General features: G+C 39.9%; 20 protein-coding genes. 15 read left to right on the top strand and 5 right to left on the bottom strand.

Features of this window, described 5'->3' with window-relative positions; all coding sequences use genetic code 11:
• Positions 1-14: 14 nt before the first annotated feature.
• A complete protein-coding gene (locus HMPREF1481_RS08960) occupies positions 15-698 on the bottom strand; it encodes a hypothetical protein (RefSeq protein WP_016466342.1) in 684 nt (227 codons plus the stop codon).
• A 207-nt stretch (positions 699-905) separates the two neighbouring features.
• On the opposite strand from HMPREF1481_RS08960, the gene HMPREF1481_RS08955 reads away from it, so the two are divergent.
• The 15 genes from HMPREF1481_RS08955 (at position 906) to HMPREF1481_RS08885 (ending at position 13030) form a co-directional block, all read left to right on the top strand.
• Positions 906-1367, top strand: coding sequence for a MarR family winged helix-turn-helix transcriptional regulator (locus HMPREF1481_RS08955; RefSeq protein WP_016466341.1), 462 nt, complete (start codon positions 906-908; stop codon positions 1365-1367).
• Positions 1351-3120 carry an ABC transporter ATP-binding protein gene (locus HMPREF1481_RS08950; RefSeq protein ID WP_016466340.1) on the top strand — a complete coding sequence of 590 codons (1770 nt, stop codon included), beginning with the start codon at positions 1351-1353 and terminating at the stop codon, positions 3118-3120. Before HMPREF1481_RS08955 ends, HMPREF1481_RS08950 begins: the two co-directional genes overlap by 17 nt.
• Complete coding sequence (locus HMPREF1481_RS08945) at positions 3110-4870, top strand: ABC transporter ATP-binding protein (protein ID WP_016466339.1); 1761 nt, start codon at positions 3110-3112, stop codon at positions 4868-4870. The genes HMPREF1481_RS08950 and HMPREF1481_RS08945 overlap by 11 nt, the downstream gene beginning before the upstream one ends.
• 99 nt (positions 4871-4969) lie before the next feature.
• The gene (locus HMPREF1481_RS08940; protein WP_016466338.1) at positions 4970-5473 is read left to right on the top strand and encodes a phosphatase PAP2 family protein; all 504 of its coding nucleotides are present in this window, start codon (positions 4970-4972) and stop codon (positions 5471-5473) included.
• Between the two features lie 118 nt (positions 5474-5591).
• Positions 5592-6038 (top strand): LytTR family DNA-binding domain-containing protein, encoded by a 447-nt coding sequence (locus tag HMPREF1481_RS08935; protein WP_016466337.1) that lies wholly within the window; start codon positions 5592-5594, stop codon positions 6036-6038.
• 4 nt (positions 6039-6042) lie between these two features.
• On the top strand, positions 6043-6717 hold the full coding sequence (locus tag HMPREF1481_RS08930) for a LiaF transmembrane domain-containing protein (protein ID WP_016466336.1): 675 nt from the start codon (positions 6043-6045) through the stop codon (positions 6715-6717).
• Positions 6718-6823: 106 nt separating this feature from the next.
• Positions 6824-7012 (top strand): 50S ribosomal protein L28, encoded by a 189-nt coding sequence (gene rpmB, locus HMPREF1481_RS08925; protein WP_001140948.1) that lies wholly within the window; start codon positions 6824-6826, stop codon positions 7010-7012.
• 152 nt (positions 7013-7164) lie between these two features.
• Positions 7165-7530 (top strand): Asp23/Gls24 family envelope stress response protein, encoded by a 366-nt coding sequence (locus HMPREF1481_RS08920; protein WP_000216443.1) that lies wholly within the window; start codon positions 7165-7167, stop codon positions 7528-7530.
• A 2-nt stretch (positions 7531-7532) separates the two neighbouring features.
• Positions 7533-9200, top strand: coding sequence for a DAK2 domain-containing protein (locus HMPREF1481_RS08915; RefSeq protein WP_016466335.1), 1668 nt, complete (start codon positions 7533-7535; stop codon positions 9198-9200).
• Between the two features lie 125 nt (positions 9201-9325).
• Positions 9326-9532, top strand: coding sequence for a hypothetical protein (locus HMPREF1481_RS08910; RefSeq protein ID WP_025170070.1), 207 nt, complete (start codon positions 9326-9328; stop codon positions 9530-9532).
• Entirely contained in the window at positions 9529-9723 is a 195-nt protein-coding gene (locus HMPREF1481_RS08905; protein WP_000709296.1) for a hypothetical protein, read from the top strand. The genes HMPREF1481_RS08910 and HMPREF1481_RS08905 overlap by 4 nt, the downstream gene beginning before the upstream one ends.
• Positions 9710-10594, top strand: coding sequence for an ABC transporter ATP-binding protein (locus HMPREF1481_RS08900; RefSeq protein WP_016466334.1), 885 nt, complete (start codon positions 9710-9712; stop codon positions 10592-10594). Before HMPREF1481_RS08905 ends, HMPREF1481_RS08900 begins: the two co-directional genes overlap by 14 nt.
• 1 nt (position 10595) lies before the next feature.
• Entirely contained in the window at positions 10596-11333 is a 738-nt protein-coding gene (locus HMPREF1481_RS08895; protein ID WP_016466333.1) for an ABC transporter permease, read from the top strand.
• Positions 11333-12430 carry a sensor histidine kinase gene (locus HMPREF1481_RS08890; protein WP_016466332.1) on the top strand — a complete coding sequence of 366 codons (1098 nt, stop codon included), beginning with the start codon at positions 11333-11335 and terminating at the stop codon, positions 12428-12430. Before HMPREF1481_RS08895 ends, HMPREF1481_RS08890 begins: the two co-directional genes overlap by 1 nt.
• Entirely contained in the window at positions 12431-13030 is a 600-nt protein-coding gene (locus HMPREF1481_RS08885) for a response regulator transcription factor (RefSeq protein ID WP_016466331.1), read from the top strand.
• 62 nt (positions 13031-13092) lie between these two features.
• On the opposite strand, the gene HMPREF1481_RS08880 is transcribed toward HMPREF1481_RS08885, so the two are convergent.
• The 4 genes from HMPREF1481_RS08880 to HMPREF1481_RS08865 form a co-directional block, all read right to left on the bottom strand.
• Positions 13093-14667 carry a hypothetical protein gene (locus tag HMPREF1481_RS08880; RefSeq protein ID WP_016466330.1) on the bottom strand — a complete coding sequence of 525 codons (1575 nt, stop codon included), beginning with the start codon at positions 14665-14667 and terminating at the stop codon, positions 13093-13095.
• Between the two features lie 70 nt (positions 14668-14737).
• Positions 14738-15958, bottom strand: coding sequence for a DNA cytosine methyltransferase (locus HMPREF1481_RS08875; protein WP_016466329.1), 1221 nt, complete (start codon positions 15956-15958; stop codon positions 14738-14740).
• 23 nt (positions 15959-15981) lie between these two features.
• Positions 15982-17814 (bottom strand): AAA family ATPase, encoded by a 1833-nt coding sequence (locus HMPREF1481_RS08870; protein WP_016466328.1) that lies wholly within the window; start codon positions 17812-17814, stop codon positions 15982-15984.
• Positions 17795-18886, bottom strand: coding sequence for a DNA cytosine methyltransferase (locus HMPREF1481_RS08865; protein WP_016466327.1), 1092 nt, complete (start codon positions 18884-18886; stop codon positions 17795-17797). The genes HMPREF1481_RS08870 and HMPREF1481_RS08865 overlap by 20 nt, the downstream gene beginning before the upstream one ends.
• Positions 18887-18929 lie beyond the last annotated feature (43 nt).

The raw sequence follows: 18929 nt of genomic DNA, 5'->3' as shown, positions 1-18929 counted from the left end.
GCTTTTTAGTTATCTTAGACTCTTACTCCATCATCAGTTCGCTCTGTTCTGTCTAATCCTAGGGCAAATTTACGGATGAGAAGAAACTGACCATTTTCCTGTTTTACGAAAGTCAGTACCACTGTCTTAGTATTAGAACCGAGTGAGACATAGGAGATTTTTTTAATCTCATAGTCGCTTGAAGCAGATTCAATTTCAGAATCCGGCTGGCCATGCTTGCTGATGATATCTTTGTAGTTGGAGCCGCCTTTTCCTCTGTTTGCAGTGTCTCCCTCTATCAAAGCATCAAACTGTTCCTGGGTCCAAGAGAAGGTATCAGTATCTTCGATATCCTCTTCATCATGATCTTCGTCTGGTCTATAATCTGGTAATTTTCCAAATTCCTCATTTTCTGTTAAAGAGGTCAGACTTCTATATGGGTGTCGAAAGTTTTTAGCCAAGTCAGTAAAGACACCAGAAGGTAATACTTGCGTCATTAAGACAAGAAAAATGGATCCAATGCCTAGGGCGGTTCCGATAATAGCTAATATTTTACGATTTTTGAGATTAAGGCCAATACCAAAAATGCCTAGGGCGATAGCAATAATAGCAAAGAAAAAGGCTAGAATGCTAATGATTGGTAGCCAGGAACCAAGAAGGGCCAGGGTTCCAAAGATGATGGCAAAGATTCCTAAAATTTTCTCTTCCTTATGTTTCATTTGTGAGCTTCTCATTTCTAATCAGGGTGTATTCTTATAGGTGTGAGATAGTGTTTATTATAGATAAAATAAGAGCTGATGTCAATTTCTGCTTAGATAGTTCTCATGAAAACTTTTTTCTTGACATCTTTTCTGGAAATGATAAAATAGTTCTCATGGAAACCAATTGGTTCTCGTGGGAACTATTTTGTTTAGAAGGGGGAAATCATGGATAAACCGATGTTGGTCTTTAAACGTTTTGGTCATCAGATTCACCTCATGGTGCAAAAGGAAGCCAAGCGTTGTGGTATCGAATTTATGGGTGGACCACAAGGTCAGGTTCTCCGTTTTTTAGATTGTCGTGAGCAGGATCAAGAATTGACGCTTATCAAGGATATTGAACAAGAACTCAATGTCACCAAGTCAGTTGCTAGTAATTTAGTGAAGCGCATGGTGCAAAATGGTTTGGTGGAGTTGGAGGCGAGTCCAAGTGATAAACGGGCAAAATTTGTTCATTTGACTGAAAAATCTCGCTCTCAAATGAAGCAGGTCAAGTCTTTCTTTGATCGAATTGACCGCAGTTTACTCGATGGAGTATCTGAAGAAAAACTAGCTATTTTTGAGGAAGTCATGGCTCAACTACAAGCCAATGTAGAAAAAATAGGAGGGGAAGATGAAGAAACTCGCTAAGCGTATTACAGGAAAAGAGTGGGGAATGATTCTCTTGACCATACTCTTTACCTGTTTCTCGGTCTATCTAGAGTTAGAAGTACCGACTTACATTTCAGAAATTACAGCATTACTTGGGACACCAGGGACGCAGTTGGATGCACTTTGGTCACCAGCTATTAAGATGATGGGCTTGTCACTTTTAGCCTTTCTATCATCTGTCACAGTTGGATTTTTTGCAGCTCGCGTTGCAGCATCCTACACGGCTCATCTGCGTAGTGATATTTTTAATCGTGTCTTGGATTATTCTCAGACAGAAATCAAACGGTTCTCTATTCCTAGTCTGTTGACTCGGACGACCAATGACATTACGCAGATTCAAATGCTCTTTACGATGGGGCTCCAAGTGGTCACTCGTGGTCCTATCATGGCTATCTGGGCCATTGGTAAAATCCTTGGCAAGTCTGAGTACTGGCTCTGGGCAGTAGTGGTGGCTGTTATCGTCAATGTTCTGATGACAACAGTTCTCATGACGCTTGCCTTTCCAAAACAATCTGTCATCCAGAAATTGACAGATAAACTCAATAGTATCACTCGTGAAAGCTTGACAGGGATTCGAGTAGTTCGTGCTTACAATGCTGAAGATTATCAAGATGAAAAATTCGAAGCAGCCAACGATGAAGTCACTCGCCTCAATCTCTTTGTCAATCGATTGATGGCGATTATGAATCCAATTATGATGGCGATTTCGAGTGGCTTGAGTCTAGCCATTTACTGGATTGGTGCCTATATCATCAATGATGCTAGCCTGACAGACCGTCTACCACTCTTTAGTGATATGGTGGTCTTCATGTCTTATGCTATGCAGGTCGTGATGGGCTTCTTGCTTATGGGTGCTCTCTTTATCGTGCTTCCTCGTACCTTGGTTTCTGCAGGACGTATCAATCAAGTGCTAGACTTGCATTCTTCTATTGAAAATCCTAGTCAACCACAGACGGCAGATTCTTCTATTCAAGGTCAAGTGGAATTCCGTGATGTCACCTTCCGCTATTCTAAAAACTCAGAAGCAGTTGTGGAACATGTTAGCTTCAAGGCAGAAGCTGGTCAAACAGTTGCCTTTATCGGATCAACTGGTTCTGGTAAATCTACGCTTGTGAACCTCTTGCCTCGTTTTTATGATGTATCAGATGGGGAAATTCTAGTAGACGGCGTCAATGTACAGAATTATGATTTGGAAGACTTGCGGAATAAAGTCGGCTATATCCCACAAAAAGCTGTTCTCTTCTCAGGAGATGTCAAGGGGAATCTAGACTTTGGTAAGAGTCCAGAAACTCCGCTAAGCGAGACTGCTATGTGGCAAGCTCTGGAGTTGGCCCAGTCTAAAAACTTTATCGAAGATAAGGAAGCAGGTCTAGCTTCAGAAGTGGCTCAAGGTGGGACTAACTTCTCAGGAGGTCAAAGACAACGTTTGGCCATTGCGCGTGCCTTGACTCGTAAACCAGAAATTCTCATTTTTGATGATTCGTTCTCAGCTTTGGACTACAAGACTGACCGTATCTTGCGCCAAGAACTAGCTGAAAAAACCCAATCTATGACCAAGTTGATCGTTGCCCAACGCATCTCAACCATCATGGATGCAGACTTGATCTTAGTCTTAGATCAGGGTAAAGTCGTGGGACAAGGCACTCACAAAGAACTTCTTGCTACTAATGAAGTTTACCAAGAAATTGCCTATTCACAACTATCGAAGGAGGAATTGGAACATGGAAAATAAAAAAATGTCCTTTTGGAAACAATACAAACCTTTTCTAGCAGGTCTCCAACTTCCTCTACTAGTTGCAGTTGTGGCTGCTGTATGTTCAAGTATCATCACTGTTTATGGACCAACTAAGATTAAGGAAATCACCAACTTGATTTCAGATGGTTTGGCTACAGAAATCGATTTGGTAGCTGTGTCAAGTATCGCCAGCTTTTTAGCTGTTTTGTATGTGCTTGGTGCCATTCTCAACTATACGCAAGCCTATATCTTTTCAACGAGTATCCAACATTTTTCAAAACGCTTACGGACGGCTATCGCTGAAAAAATTAACCGTCTGCCACTTGCTTATTTTGACCGTCATTCTCAAGGAGATACTCTCTCTCGTGTAACCAATGACGTCGATACGGCGTCTCAGTCCCTCAACCAAAGTCTGGGAACGGTTCTCTCAGCTAGCTTTCTACTGATCGCTGTTTTGATTACCATGTTTGGCATGAACTGGATTTTGGCATTGGTAACCGTTGTTTCAACACTTGTAGGTTTTGCTGCGATTTCAGTGATTATGGCTAAGTCACAAGGTTATTTTAAAGCCCAACAAAACAACCTAGCAGCTGTCAATGGTTATGTGGAAGAAATGTACTCAGGTCACAATGTGGTGACCAGCTATAACGCTGTGGATACTACTAAAGAAACATTCGCAGGATTGAATCAAGACCTACATGATAGTATTTGGAAATCTCAATTTATTTCTGGAATCATGATGCCAGCAATGATCTTTGTTGGGAACTTTAGCTATGTTTTGGTAATCATCGTCGGTGCAGTCCTAGCTCTTGAAGGACATATCAGTATTGGTATCATCGTAGCCTTCATGGTTTATGTTCGTACCTTCTCACAACCCTTATCACAAATTGCTCAAGGGATTACCAGCTTGCAACAGGCTGGTGCAGCTATGACCCGTGTCTTTGAGTTTCTAGGAGAAGCTGAGATGGAAGATGAATCTCATAAGGAAACACAATTGTCTGGTATGAAGGGTGAAGTAGTCTTTGACCAAGTTGCCTTTGGCTATACACCTGAGAAAACCATTATCCATGACTTTTCTGCGACAGCTCATGCAGGGCAAAAGGTTGCCATTGTTGGTCCGACTGGAGCTGGGAAGACGACTATTGTTAATCTTTTGATGAAATTTTATGAGATTGATAAGGGAAGCATTCGCATTGATGGTGTGGATACCAAGAAGATGAAACGTTCAGAAGTGCACGATGCCTTTTCAATGGTCTTGCAGGATACTTGGCTCTTTGAAGGAACCATTCGTGATAATCTCATCTACAACCAAACAGGGATTAGTGATGAACGAATGATTGAAGCAGCAAAAGCAGTAGGAATCCACCACTTTATCATGACTCTACCAGATGGCTACGATACTGTTTTAGATGATACAGTGACCTTGTCAGTCGGACAGAAACAGCTCTTAACCATTGCTCGTGCCCTTCTCAAGGATGCACCGCTCTTGATTCTGGATGAAGCGACATCTTCAGTCGATACACGTACAGAGGAGTTGATTCAGAAAGCCATGGACCGTTTGATGGAGGGACGTACGTCCTTTGTCATTGCCCATCGCTTGTCAACTATCCGTAATGCTGATTTGATTCTTGTCATGAAAGATGGAAATATCATCGAGCAAGGCAATCATGAGGAGCTTATGGCTCAGGGTGGTTTCTATGCTGACCTCTACAATAGTCAATTTACAGAAGATGAAGTAGAAGAATAAACTAAAAGAAGGCTTGACGGCCTTCTTTTTCTACACTATACTAGAGTAGGAGAAGCTAACAGGCTTCTTGTGTAAAATCTAAAAATAACGAGAAAATATATGAAAAACTATCAAGAGTGGTATGACAAGAGGAAATCAAGTCTTCTTCGACATCCACAAGGATTACAATTGATGCGAGTCTTTAATCGCATGATGACAGTTCTGATGCCCTTGGCATACTTGACCTTACTGGGAACAAGTTTTATAAGTAAGGGATTGGGGAACGACCTTTATACTTATATCTTAGTGCCGGCTTCTGGCTTTGTCCTATTGACGCTTGTTCGTAAGTGGATCAATCAACCCCGTCCTTATGAAGCTTGGGAAATTATCCCGCTACTGGACAAGGACAGTTCTGGCAATTCAATGCCTAGTCGCCACGTCTTTTCAGCCACCATCATTTCCATGGCTTGTCTGCACACAAATCTGCCTGTGGGCTTGATTTTATTGGTATTATCAGCTCTTCTCGGTCTGGTGCGAGTTTTAGGGGGTGTTCATTATCCCAAGGATGTTTTAGTTGGCTACGCCTGTGGACTCCTCTGGGGAATTCTCTTCTTTATTTTGTAAAAAGCAAAGCAAGTGGGCTTGGGCTCGTAACCACTTACGGGTCAAAAGTGACCACTTGCTTTTTTGCCCTTGTAAAGTCTTCTGGCCTTTGGTATAGTAGATGCAGAAAGGAGATAGGATGAAGTTACGAATCGAGATTGATAGTGAATTAACTGAGACAGAGATTGTCATCAAGGCTGCAGCCCTGACAGATGAAATAGCTGATTTGCAAAGACTCTTGCAAGAAACCAAGGCTCCTAGGTTGATCTTTTATAAGGGGACGGGTGAGTACTACTTAGACTTGTCAGAAATTCTCTTTTTTGAGACAGAAGGTAGCAAGATTTACGCCCACACCCAGAAAGAAGCCTACGAGGTTCGGCTCAAGCTTTATGAGTTAGAGTCCATCCTGCCTCGCTATTTCAGTCGGGTATCCAAGTCGACCATTGCCAATCTTCGGCAGGTCTACTCGGTGGACAAGTCCTTCTCAGGGACAGGCACTATTTCCTTTTATCAGACCCACAAGGAGGTTCATGTGTCACGGCACTACCAATCCCTCCTAAAAGAAAATCTAAGAAACATGAGGTAAGAACATGAAAAAGAAAGTATTTGGTATTGTGTTGCTAGTATTGGCAGCCTTAGTATTGTTGCAGGGGAATTTTGGGATTCCTTCACTTGAAGGGAAAATTTGGCCCTTGATTGGTATTGGATTTTTTGCCTACCAATCAATTGAAGCTTTGCTTCGCCGTCGTTTGACATCAGCAGTTTTTACAGCTTTCATAGCCCTCATGATTGCTAATCATTTTTATGACATTTTGCCAATTCCAAATCAGTCACTGTTTTGGGCTGGAGTGCTAATCGTTCTCGGGGTTGGTATGCTAACTAATTCTAGTAAAACATGGAACGGGAAAAAATGGTGGTATGACGGTGAAAAGACCATTCTTACAGAAAAGGAAGTTGCCTTCGGTAGCGGCACCTTTTACAAGCAGGACCAAGATTTGGTAGAAGACGAGTTTGAAGTCGGCTTTGGGAATGCCAAGATTTATTATGACAATGCAGAGATGTTAGGGGATAGCGCAACCTTGAAGATTGAAGTCGGTTTTGGGAATGCAGTTGTCTATGTTCCCCAACACTGGAGAGTGGATCTGAAGGTGGAGACTTTCTGTGGAGCAGCCAAGGCAGATGCTCCTGTAGCCCCAACTAGCAAAACCTTGATTATCCGTGGAGACGTTGCGTTTGGGAAACTCGGTATTGTCTACGTCAAATAAAAAAAGTCTTCCAATTCCCTTGCCAAAAATAAGAAAGTGTGATAACATAGTACGGTATGTGGTGCTAGCACATCCGCTATATTAGATCTAATAGGAGGAAAACACAATGGCTAAAGTATGTTACTTTACAGGTCGTAAGACTGTATCAGGAAACAACCGTTCACACGCGATGAACCAAACTAAACGTGCCGTAAAACCAAACCTTCAAAAAGTTACTGTTCTTATCGATGGTAAACCTAAAAAAGTTTGGGCTTCAGCTCGTGCTTTGAAATCAGGAAAAGTAGAACGCGTTTAATAAACATGAAAAGACCTACAGGGTCTTTTTCTTTTGCTCGAAAGCTAAAATCATTTGAAAAATCAAGCAAAAATCCGATGATACATCATTCTGCTTTTACAGTTGCGCTGAAATATGATAAAATAGAGTATCAACTAGTTGAGGTAAAAAAAATGACTGTAAAAATTAATACAAAAGATGGTCAAGTCGAACTAACAGATGATGTGATCGCTACTGTTGTAGGTGGTGCAGCAACTGAAATTTTTGGTGTAGTCGGTATGGCTAGTAAAAATGCCCTCAAAGATAATTTCCAAGCCCTTCTAGGTAAAGAAAATTATTCAAAAGGTGTAGTCGTGAAAGCAGCTGAAGACGGTAGCATTGCAGTTGATGTATATACTGTTTTGAGCTACGGTACAAAAATCAGCGAAGTTTCAAAAAACATCCAAGAGCGTGTTCGCTTTAGTTTGGAAAATCAACTTGGAATCACTGCTCAAACTGTGAATGTCTACATTCAAAATATCAAAGTTGTAGGAGAATAATCGTGTCAAATATTACTACAAGCTTATTTCAAGAAATGGTACAGGCTGCTTCAACTCGTTTGAACAAGCAAGCCGAATATGTCAATTCATTGAACGTCTTCCCAGTTCCAGATGGAGATACAGGAACAAACATGGGAATGACCATCGAAAATGGAGCTAAAGAAGTAGCTGACAAACCAGCATCAACAGTTGGAGAAGCAGCAAGCATCTTGGCTAAAGGTCTTTTGATGGGTGCGCGTGGAAACTCAGGAGTTATCACTTCTCAACTTTTCCGTGGATTCTCACAAGCTATCAAGGAAAAAGATGAACTTACAGGTCAAGATTTGGCCCTTGCCTTCCAATCTGGTGTAGAAGTAGCCTACAAGGCTGTTATGAAGCCAGTTGAAGGAACTATCTTGACTGTATCACGTGGAGCTGCCATCGGTGCTAAGAAAAAAGCAGAGCAAACAGATGACGCAGTTGAAGTTATGCGTGCAGCCTTAGAAGGAGCTAAAGCAGCTCTTGCTAAAACTCCTGAAATGCTTCCAGTCTTGAAGGAAGTTGGAGTTGTGGACTCAGGTGGTCAAGGTTTGGTCTTCATCTATGAAGGTTTCCTTTCAGCTCTTACTGGTGAATACAGCGCGTCTGAGGACTTTGTTGCGACTCCGGCAAACATGAGTGAAATGATCAATGCAGAACACCACAAGTCTGTAGCTGGACATGTGGCAACAGAAGACATTACCTTTGGTTACTGTACTGAAATCATGGTTGCCCTCAAACAAGGCCCAACTTATGCTAAAGACTTTGACTACGAAGAATTCCGTAACTACTTGAACGATCTTGGAGATTCTCTACTTGTTGTCAATGACGATGAAATCGTTAAAGTTCACGTCCATACAGAAGATCCAGGACTTGTCTTGCAAGAAGGTCTTAAATACGGTAGCTTGGTTAAGGTTAAAGTCGATAACATGCGTAACCAACACGAAGCACAAGTAGAAAAAGAAGCAACTCAAGTTAGCAAGCCAGCTGAAGAAAAAGAATATGCCCTTATCGCAGTAGTAGCTGGACAAGGCTTGGCAGACATCTTCCGTGCCCAAGGTGTGGACTATGTCATCGAAGGTGGACAAACTATGAACCCTTCGACAGAAGACTTCGTCAAGGCTGTTGAGCAAGTTAATGCTCGCAACATCATCTTCTTGCCAAATAACAAAAACATCTTCATGGCAGCTCAATCTGCAGCTGAAGTTTTAGAGCAACCAGCTGTTGTAGTAGAAGCTCGTACAATTCCTCAAGGCTTGACTAGTCTTCTTGCCTTTGACCCAAGCAAATCAATCGAAGAAAACAAAGAACGCATGACTGCAGCCCTTGGCGATGTCATCAGTGGTAGTGTAACAACAGCCGTTCGTGATACAACTATCGATGGTTTGGAAATCCATGAAAATGACAATCTTGGTATGGTTGATGGTAAGATCCTCGTATCAAACCCTGATATGCACCAAACCTTGACTGAAACATTGAAACATATGTTGGATGAAGATAGTGAAATCGTAACCTTCTATGTCGGAGAAGACGGAAGTGAAGAATTGGCAAATGAAATTGCTCAAGAAATCGCAGAAGAGTTCGAAGATGTTGAAGTAGAAATTCACCAAGGTCAACAACCAGTTTACCCATATCTTTTCAGTGTGGAATAAAGATTAAATAATAGAAAAAAGAAAGTTGAGAAATCAACTTTCTTTTTTTGTGACATTTGTCATATTTCCTAATGACAGAAGCTTCTAGTGATTCTACCTTCAAAGAATTATACTAGATGTATCAAATGGAGGAAGAAAAAATGAAACATAAAGTAATTGTCGCAATGAGTTTAGTAGCAGCAGGAGTCATGACTTATCTCATGTTTTCAGGATTGGACGAAGGCTTCTATCATTTTCCTTGGGAGTTATTTGCAGGATTTGGTATGATGTCTTGGTTGATCCGAGAAGGTTTGAAATTGGTCTCAGATGTGAAAAAGGAGTTTGAAAAATGAAAAAAGCGATTCTCTATCTCTTTATTGCACTATCACTAGTGGTATGGTTGGTCGAAATGTTTACAGGGTGGTTTGACCAAGCCTTCCTTCACCAAGTCATTCGCGGTGCTTGGGGTCTAGGATTTATGATTTTTATCGCCTTTCCGATGGGGAAGGAGTGGTTGAAAGGAGAATATCATGAACATGATTAAGGTAGAAAGCCTAAATAAGAACATCAAGGGCAAGGCTATATTGAAGGATATTTCCTTTGAGGTAGCAGAAGGCGAATGTGTTGCCTTGATTGGTCCAAATGGTGCCGGTAAGACAACACTCTTGGACTGTTTGCTTGGAGATAAACTAGTCACCAGCGGTCAAGTATCCATCCAAGGCTTGCCAGTGAAGAGTTCTCAGTTAGACTACACCAGAGCCTACCTCCCTCAAGAAAATGTCATTGTTCAGAAATTAAAGGTTAAAGAGTTGATTGCTTTCTTTCAAAGCATTTATCCAAATCCCTTGAACAACCAGGAAATCGATCAACTATTGCAGTTTGACAAGCAACAAAAAGAGCAGTTGGCGGAAAAATTGTCAGGTGGACAAAAGCGTCTCTTTTCATTTGTCTTGACCTTGATTGGCCGACCAAAGCTTGTCTTTTTAGATGAGCCAACTGCGGCCATGGATACTTCAACCCGTCAACGTTTTTGGGAAATTGTCCAAGACTTAAAAGCGCAGGGAGTCACCATTCTCTATTCGTCTCATTATATTGAGGAAGTAGAGCATACAGCGGACCGGATTTTGGTCTTAAATAAGGGAGAGTTGATTCGTGATACGACACCTCTAGCCATGCGCAGTGAGGAGATTGAAAAGCACTTCATCCTACCTCTAGCTTACAAAGAAGTCGTCGAACAGTCTAACTTGGTTGAAAACTGGTCACAAAAACAAGATGCCTTGCAAGTAGTCACACGCGAAGCAGATGCTTTCTGGGAACTGTTAGTCCAGGCAGGCTGTAGGATACAAGAAATTGAAGTCAATAACCGTAGCTTGCTAGATACAATCTTTGAAGAAACACAAAAGGGAGATGACTAAGATGAAACGATGGATCGCACTAAACAAGATAGAATTTCTATTGACCAAACGACAATTAGTCTATTATCTATTATCCGTAGGGATGCCGACGGCCTTCTATTTATTCTTTTCAGGCATGTACCAGGATACACCAGATGGGCCAGCTAATTTTATGCGAGACTACCTTATCTCTATGACGGCCTTTTCCATGATGTCGACAGCTATGTTTTCATTCCCAGCTGTTTTACATACCGATAAAATCAACAACTGGCAGAAAACATTACGCCATACTCCAGTAAATATGGTAGAATATTATCTATCAAAGATAACAAGTATGATGGTTGATTATTTGGTTTCAATCCTGGTTGTTTTCTCAGTTGGGCACTTGGTCAGAGGTGTGGATATGCCTCTAGGAAGCTGGATTGGGGCTGCGCTCTTGCTGATTGCGGGAAGTATAGCCTTTGTAGCGCTTGGCTTGATCCTGACACTCTTACCGTCTAGTCAGCTGATGTCTGTCGTGGGCAATCTCCTCTATCTAGGATTGGCTGTTTTAGGCGGACTCTGGATGCCCATCTCTTTATTTCCAGACTGGATGCAAGCAATCGGTAAGTGCCTGCCAACTTATCAGTTGATGGAGTTGCTCAAGACCTTCTTAAACGAGGGTGGCATCAATTTATCAGCCACAGTTTATCTACTTGTTTTTTCAGCAGTTTTATTTGGTTTGACTATTTATCTTCAAGGTCATAAGGAGAATGCTTAATGCTTGAAAGACTGAAAAGCATACACTATATGTTTTGGGCCAGTTTGATTTTTATGGTTTTCCCCATCCTACCTGTAGTGACTGGGTGGCTTTCTGCCTGGCATTTATTGATTGATATTCTATTTGTAGTGGCATATTTGGGTATTTTAACAACTAAGAGCCAGCGCCTATCTTGGCTATATTGGGGCCTCATGCTGACTTATGTAGTTGGGAATACTGCCTTTGTTGCTGTTAATTATATCTGGTTTTTCTTTTACCTTTCTAATCTCTTAATTTATCATTTCAGGGTGCGGAGTCTTCGTTCTCTGCATGTCTGGACTTTTCTCCTTGCTCAAGTTCTTGTTGTTGGACAACTCATGATGTTTCAGTCAGTCGAAACTGAGGCTGTAGCCTTTGAGCTTGGGATTCTTACTTTTGTCGATTTGATGACATTGGGCTTGGTTCGGATTCGCATTGTGGAGGATTTGAAAGAAGCTCAGGCCAAGCAAAATGCCCAGATAAATCTATTGCTTGCTGAAAATGAACGCAGTCGTATCGGTCAGGATTTGCATGATAGTCTGGGGCATACCTTTGCCATGCTGAGTGTCAAGACAGATCTGGCCTTGCAGTTATTTCAGATGCAGGCCTATCCACAGGTGGAGAAGGAATTAAAAGAAATTCACCAGATCAGCAAAGATTCCATGAATGAAGTGCGTACCATCGTGGAAAATCTGAAATCAAGGACCCTAGTATCAGAGCTTGAGACTGTCAAAAAGATGCTAGAGATTGCTGGGATTGAGGTTGAGGTTGATAATCAGTTGGACAAGGCTAGCTTGACCCAGGATGTAGAGTCGACAGCTGCCATGATTTTGCTAGAACTGGCGACCAATATTATCAAGCATGCCAGAGCTGAAAAAGCCTATCTAAAACTGGAACGTACAGATCAGGAATTGGTCCTGACAGTTAGAGATGACGGGAAAGGTTTTGCAACTGTAAAAGGAAATGAACTCCATACAGTCCGTGACCGTGCAGCAGCCTTCTCAGGTCAAGTAGAGCTGGTCAGTTTGAAAGATCCCACAGAGGTGCGCGTGCATCTGCCTTATAAGGAGAGAAAGTAGATGAAAGTATTAGTCGCAGAAGATCAAAGTATGCTGAGAGACGCCATGTGCCAGCTCTTAAGCTTTCAACCAGATGTGGAGACCGTCTTGCAGGCGAAAAATGGAGCCGAGGCTATCGAGGTTTTGGAGAAAGAAGCAGTAGATATTGCCATCCTTGACGTGGAAATGCCAGTCAAGACGGGACTAGAAGCGCTCGAGTGGATCAAAGAAGAAGTGCCTGAAACCAAGGTGGTTATCGTTACGACCTTTAAACGCCCAGGTTATTTTGAACGAGCGGTCAAAGCAGGAGTCGATGCCTATGTCTTGAAAGAGCGGAGCATTGCCCAGCTTATGCAAACCCTACATACGGTGTTAGAGGGACGCAAGGAATATTCCCCAGAGCTGATGGAAGTCATGATGACCCATCCCAATCCCTTGACCGAACAAGAAGTCGCTGTTTTACGTGGAGTTGCCCAAGGCCTCTCCAACCAAGAAATTGCGGACAAGCTCTACCTCTCAAACGGCACCGTCCGTAATTACATGACCAATATCCTCTCCAAGCTAGGCGCCAGCAACCGAACCGAAGCAGCCAAAACTGCCGAAGAAGAAGGCTGGTTGTGAGGGAGAAGAAAGAAAAAATCTCTTAGAAATAGATCTAAGAGATTTTTTTATGTAGTTCAGGTCTATTTTGCTACCCAGCCAATGGCATCGTGTGGTGGGTTTTTGGTATCAATCCAGATGAATTCAATCCCGATTTCTCCGTTTTTAAACTTGGTCAATCGAATTCCGTTGATTTCTAGCTCATTGAGTCGTTGACCTGTCAAGACTTCTCGCTCTTTCAACTGAAAAACACCACGCAAGATCCAATTCCCAAGAATTTCTTGCTTATCAGTTGACTGAATCGCCTTACCAGCTTCTTGGTTGATATAGGCATTGATGACATCTCCAGAAGGTAAGAAGCGTAGTTTAAAGGTTCTTTCTTCTTTAGACAGAGCCAGTTTTTTAGAGTCAGGTTCAAAGGTTCCAAATCCTGGTCCGAAGAAGTCTGGTCTTTCATCATGGAAGTTCTTGGAGTCAGGCAGGGGAATGTAAACCTCGCTAACTGGACGATAGACGAGTTGTTCAATTTCTTTAATGAGTTTTTCATTGCCAGTATTGTGGACGAAGTTAATCAAGTCCTCACGAATCGCCTTCATCTGAGCTTTTTCATCCTTGCTAGTCCATTTTTTCAAGAGGATTTCTTCTAGGGAGAAGGTCACAAAAGCTAGTTCTTCTGGAGCCAGACTGTCCTTAAATTTATCCTGAATCTTTAGAATCCGTGGCAGACGATCTTTTTTGGCTAGTTTTGAACCACCGTTAAAAGCATTGAAACCAGAGTTTTCTTCCACATTTCCATATTTGTCTGTGATAACCCAAGACACCGTTTCTAGGATATGGGATTGTTCCTTTTCAGCGGTCAGTAAATGAAGGTTTTCAAAGAGAGAAAAAGGATCTTCGATGTAATGAACGTCCCAAGTATCTACCACAATGTCTTTATTATTAAAAGTCATGTGGAGCTGGCTGTCAGCTGCTGTGTACTTGTAATGATGTTGCCCATCCGTAAATCGAAAATTGGTCGGATTGTTTTTGGTAGTTGAGCCCTCAATGACTAGATTATCAATATCGACTGGTAAATAAGTCGTTTCTCCGACAAAAATCTTTGGATTTTCTCCCTTTGGTGTTGGCATCAGAACGTGGTAAACAGCTTCAACATTGACCGAGTCAGAGTTGAAACCCTTGATTTGTGCCTTAGAAGACTCGATTCTCTGATTTCTCAAAGTCGCAATCTTTCTAGCTAACTCTTCATAGCGTTGATAGTTTTCCTTGTCTGCAGCTTCTTTATCTGCTGAAATATCTGCATGAAATTTGATGTCACCTAATAAGTCCGTCCAAGATTGAGAATCTTTTTTGAACTGAGCGATTTTTTGGTCTCCTGAATTAATCCCAAAAGACTTGATACCCACTAAGTATTTATGATTTTCATCCACAACGACGGAAGCATCATAGGAAGTATTGGCGATATCTTCCCCTACGGCATTAAAGGCTTTTTGAAAAACAGTCTCCTGGAATTTGGAGTTAACTATCGGAGCAACATACTGTTCTGTTTGTCTCTCGTCTTCGGATTCTGCCTTTTGAGAGAAAGCTTGGCTCAAGCTAGCGAAGTTGGTAATTAAGGTTTTGTATTTGTCTTTTTGTTCAGACTTTAGATGTTCCCACATAAGCACCCTCTTTTCTATTTTCAGTATATCAAAAGAAGATTAGTTTTTCACTAATCCTCTTATATATTCGTTAATTAATACTGTAAAATTCGAGTTTGCCTTGTTTTTTGACAAATCTCAAATACTCTTCGTCTGACAGAAGGGCTAAACCATCGTCATAAGCCTTGATTTTTTCAAGAGCTTGGTCATAGTTATCCGCAAAGTCTTTGACATAGGACTGCCCTTCAAACTGGCCGTTCATCTTGGTATAGATGATGGCAAATTTTCCTGAGCGGGCAAGTTGAGATTGACCTTGGCTTTCATTTAAAGCCTTAGCAACATTCTCCGCGATGCGTTTAATCACGGGTACGACCACACTGTTTCCAGCCTGCTTGTATAGCTGACCGTTAGAAACCCCTTCTGGGATTTTAAAGGATTTAGGATATCCTTGAACATTAAAGGTTTCTTTGGGAGTCAACTTCCGAATCTCGCCACTGTCCGTCAAAATCAATGGAACGTTATGTCCACCTGTTCCCATATTGGCTGTTAGGGTAGGGACAACACCGTTTTTGTTTTCACGGACATACTGACGGCGCCACTGGTAAACTGTATCTTGACTGGTGACTTCAAACTTCAACTGGTCATAGAAATTTTGCTTGCCTTCGCGGTAGTAGTAGACCTCGTCTAGCTGATCACCAAAGTTAATCACATCCTGAAGACTCGTAGTCAGCTTGATTTCCTCGGGGAACTCAAACAAGTCATAGGCTTCCTTGGTATCAAAGCCAACAATGTAAATACGCTCACGGTTTTGAGGGATATTTCCATAGTCTTTCCCATTGAGAACTTTCCACTTGATGAAGTAGTTGTTCTCAGTCAAGGCTTCACGAATAACCTTGAAGGTATTGCCATGGTCATGACCGACCATGTTTTTGACGTTTTCAATAAAAATAGCACGAGGTTTACATCCCTCAATCATGCGAAGCAATTCAAAGAAAAGATCCCCACGATCATCATCAAAGCCCTTGCGATAACCCGCAATACTAAAGGCTTGGCAAGGGAAACCTCCCATAATCACATCCACTCGCTCAGCTGGAATGTCCTCTGGCTGAACATCGTGAATATCACGACCATCCAAATAGGTATCTGGATGGTTTAACTGATAAGTCTGCCGCGCATACTTATCAAATTCATTGGCATACACCACTCTGAACTCGTTGGTCTGTTCAAATCCCAACTCAATTCCCCCAACACCTGAGAAGAAAGCTGCAATATTGTACTTCTCAGGTCGGTTCGAACTTACAGAATTTGTCATGTAGTAACCTGCTTTCTAAAATGTTAAAATAGTTTTTCTAATTGGTCTTTAATTTTTGAAAACATATCAGAATCTTTTAGTATCTTTGAGGTAGCTCTTCTCTGTTCTTGAAAGATATCATCTGATTTTATGTCTTCTAATCCCAATTCTTTTTGAGCTCTCTTTTTAAAGTATTCTTTCCCATTTTGATCATTAGAAAAGTCATAATTGTCTTTTTCAATTTTATCGCATAATCTAGCCAAATAAGCTTCTGGGGTTATGAATGGAAGATAAGAGACATATTTAGACCAAAAATTTATAAAATTTCTTTGTTTATCAATTAATTCAGTATCATTTATTTTACCTTTGTTTCCTGAAACTTTGAATTTAATTGAACATCCTGTTATCTCTCGGATAATTTTATCAAGATTTCCATTGTCTGCTTCAGGAATTTTATCTGATATAACAACACCATTTTTAAGATAACTCTTTAAAACATCTGATTCACTTACCTTAGTATTTTGATCTCCATCAAGCCAAAAATAATGATTATTGGAATCCAGAAATGATGAATTCAAAATATGATTGCTAATTATTTGATTTGCTCCACCTGGGATATATCTTACAATTAAATTCTTTTTAAGATTCTCACTACCTGAATGAGAAATAACAAAATCTAAAATATATTTAGCTAATCTATCCTCAACATAAATCATCTTTTTATCATCATACACATCACCTAATTCAAAGAATGCATCTTGATAGTCAATGTTTTCGATAATATCTACCTTTCCTCCATTTCTCACTAAAAGCTTCACAGCTTCTCTAGGAAAATCCTTAATAAGTTGTGTGGAATGTGTAGTAATAATGATTTGATGTTTTTTCTCTGAACATTCTTGAAGTAAAAATTCTTTAAATTTATAAATTGCACTCGGATGAAGTGAGATTTCAGGTTCATCTATTAAAATTAATGAATTTGATTTAGCATTGATAATATCATTTACTAATAAAATTATTCTAGCCTCACCCGTTCCTGCAAACGCTTCAGAGTATTCCCGCCCAGATTTTTTCATCCAGATTGTTTTAGAAGCTTTTATACCATCGCCTTTTGAATATAACCTATGAGTTAAGATTTGAATATCAGTATAAGACTCATCCATTATTTCACTAATGATTTCACAAACTTTATCATTAACTTTGACATTATCTATAACCATTTCCTTCTTATACCTTGTATAGCTAGTTGTGTTATTCTTTAAAATATCAGCAACTGGTTTAGATCTTAATCTAATAAAGTCTTGTTTACTGCGTTGTGTAGAAATTTTTTTAAAATTATAATGATAGAAAAACAAATCAAAAGCAGAAACATATTCTTTACAGTCACAAAAGACCACATTTTTTTCAATTCCATCCCATCTATCTGTCGAAGAACTTCCTATATATTCATTTTTTAGTAATTTTTCCATACCGTATTGTTTTTGAGGAGCATATGGTTCCCAATAATCTAATCCCTTTGCTGTACCAGAGCGTCCCTTAAGCACCTCTACACTTCTGGATGCCTTTTCATTGAAATATGAATAGATTAAACATTGTTTTCCTTCCCCTTCATCGATATAATCAACATTTGTACTAAACCAATATTCAGACACACTTTTATTGGCTGGAGAGCCGTATAGGGCTTGTAGAATTGAAGTTTTATTCACTCCATTTTTACCAACCAATAAAGTAATAGGGAAGTCAAAATTTATTTTTGAATTTAATGATAAACTCTTGTAATGAGGAAATCGTATATAATCAATATAAGGATAAAATTCATTTTTATTATTAGAAAATTTTTTAGCTATTCCTTCTAAATTCTTAATTATCTGATTGTCCATTTGCTATCTCCCTATAAACTGACATAAAATAATTTCCACTAGCTTGAGCTAATTTCACTGGAACTGCATTACCAATTTGCTTAGCTAATTGACCTCTATTTCCAACAAAAATATAGTCATCATCAAAAGACTGTAATCTTGCTGCCTCTCTTGCACTTAAAGCTCTATTTTGAGTTGGGTGCCCAAATCTACCTTTTGAATATGACATGCATCCTCCCGTAATAGTAATGGAAGGTTTGTTGATATCTAATATTCCATATACGTCACTATGACCCGAACGATTTTTATGACAATTTAATTCTAAAGATTCTGGCAAAGAGGTTCTACTTCCTCCGTTATTTCTAATATGAATAATTCTCTCAATATTTAAATTAGATAGTTTATTTGCAACATGATTATAGATGCCTTCTCCAATATATTCTTCACCACCTTCAATTGGAGGTAAGTCCATTATTATATCTGCATTAATCCATGGAAGAAGGCCTAATTCTGGTATATTTGAATGAGTTTTGCAAGGTAGCCCCAAAGTTAAACTTGAGTTATCAAGAATTTCTTTTCTAAATCCATGTAGTACTAATCTTTTTCTTGTTTGTGGTACTCCGTAATCAGCTGTATTTAAAATATCATAGATAACACAATAATTATTATCAATTGATTTCAAAAACTTTTTAAATATTTTTTCATTTCTTGTTCTAGTCATACCCACAACATTTTCCATTAATAAAAAATCAGGATTCAATTCATTAATCAATCTAAGAAATTGAAAAACAAGTTGATTTCTCTCATCATTTTCATTATTGGTACCAATAGTCGAAAATCCTTGACATGGTGGACATGCTACTAGCATTAATTTATCGCCTAAACCAACATTAAGATGCTGTTTTATTTCATCTCCTGATACTAATTTGATATCTTTATCTATAACATAGACTTCAGGATTATTTAGTTTATAAGTTTTAACTGCTACAGAATCAATTTCAACAGCAACTTGAACATTTATACCTGATTTTTTAAGTCCGCTGGTAGTGCCACCTGCACCGCTAAATAAATCAATAGCAACAATTTTCCCCATAATATTCTCCTAAAGTTTCTTATTTTCATTATAACATTATCAA

The organism is Streptococcus sp. HPH0090, assembly GCF_000411475.1.
GTDB lineage: Bacteria > Bacillota > Bacilli > Lactobacillales > Streptococcaceae > Streptococcus.
This window is presented reverse-complemented; position numbering and strand designations above follow the sequence as displayed.

What these genes read in the sequence shown, in the direction of transcription:
- HMPREF1481_RS08900 (WP_016466334.1), top strand. Translation starts at nt 9,710, where the DNA reads ATGAACATGATTAAGGTAGAAAGCCTAAATAAGAACATCAAGGGCAAG.
- HMPREF1481_RS08890 (WP_016466332.1), top strand. Translation starts at nt 11,333, where the DNA reads ATGCTTGAAAGACTGAAAAGCATACACTATATGTTTTGGGCCAGTTTG.
- HMPREF1481_RS08945 (WP_016466339.1), top strand. Translation starts at nt 3,110, where the DNA reads ATGGAAAATAAAAAAATGTCCTTTTGGAAACAATACAAACCTTTTCTA.
- HMPREF1481_RS08910 (WP_025170070.1), top strand. Translation starts at nt 9,326, where the DNA reads ATGGAGGAAGAAAAAATGAAACATAAAGTAATTGTCGCAATGAGTTTA.
- HMPREF1481_RS08930 (WP_016466336.1), top strand. Translation starts at nt 6,043, where the DNA reads ATGAAAAAGAAAGTATTTGGTATTGTGTTGCTAGTATTGGCAGCCTTA.
- HMPREF1481_RS08885 (WP_016466331.1), top strand. Translation starts at nt 12,431, where the DNA reads ATGAAAGTATTAGTCGCAGAAGATCAAAGTATGCTGAGAGACGCCATG.
- HMPREF1481_RS08940 (WP_016466338.1), top strand. Translation starts at nt 4,970, where the DNA reads ATGAAAAACTATCAAGAGTGGTATGACAAGAGGAAATCAAGTCTTCTT.
- HMPREF1481_RS08920 (WP_000216443.1), top strand. Translation starts at nt 7,165, where the DNA reads ATGACTGTAAAAATTAATACAAAAGATGGTCAAGTCGAACTAACAGAT.
- HMPREF1481_RS08960 (WP_016466342.1), bottom strand. Translation starts at nt 698, where the DNA reads ATGAAACATAAGGAAGAGAAAATTTTAGGAATCTTTGCCATCATCTTT.
- HMPREF1481_RS08880 (WP_016466330.1), bottom strand. Translation starts at nt 14,667, where the DNA reads ATGTGGGAACATCTAAAGTCTGAACAAAAAGACAAATACAAAACCTTA.
- HMPREF1481_RS08870 (WP_016466328.1), bottom strand. Translation starts at nt 17,814, where the DNA reads ATGGACAATCAGATAATTAAGAATTTAGAAGGAATAGCTAAAAAATTT.
- HMPREF1481_RS08950 (WP_016466340.1), top strand. Translation starts at nt 1,351, where the DNA reads ATGAAGAAACTCGCTAAGCGTATTACAGGAAAAGAGTGGGGAATGATT.
- HMPREF1481_RS08955 (WP_016466341.1), top strand. Translation starts at nt 906, where the DNA reads ATGGATAAACCGATGTTGGTCTTTAAACGTTTTGGTCATCAGATTCAC.
- HMPREF1481_RS08935 (WP_016466337.1), top strand. Translation starts at nt 5,592, where the DNA reads ATGAAGTTACGAATCGAGATTGATAGTGAATTAACTGAGACAGAGATT.
- HMPREF1481_RS08905 (WP_000709296.1), top strand. Translation starts at nt 9,529, where the DNA reads ATGAAAAAAGCGATTCTCTATCTCTTTATTGCACTATCACTAGTGGTA.
- HMPREF1481_RS08895 (WP_016466333.1), top strand. Translation starts at nt 10,596, where the DNA reads ATGAAACGATGGATCGCACTAAACAAGATAGAATTTCTATTGACCAAA.
- HMPREF1481_RS08865 (WP_016466327.1), bottom strand. Translation starts at nt 18,886, where the DNA reads ATGGGGAAAATTGTTGCTATTGATTTATTTAGCGGTGCAGGTGGCACT.
- HMPREF1481_RS08875 (WP_016466329.1), bottom strand. Translation starts at nt 15,958, where the DNA reads ATGACAAATTCTGTAAGTTCGAACCGACCTGAGAAGTACAATATTGCA.
- rpmB (WP_001140948.1), top strand. Translation starts at nt 6,824, where the DNA reads ATGGCTAAAGTATGTTACTTTACAGGTCGTAAGACTGTATCAGGAAAC.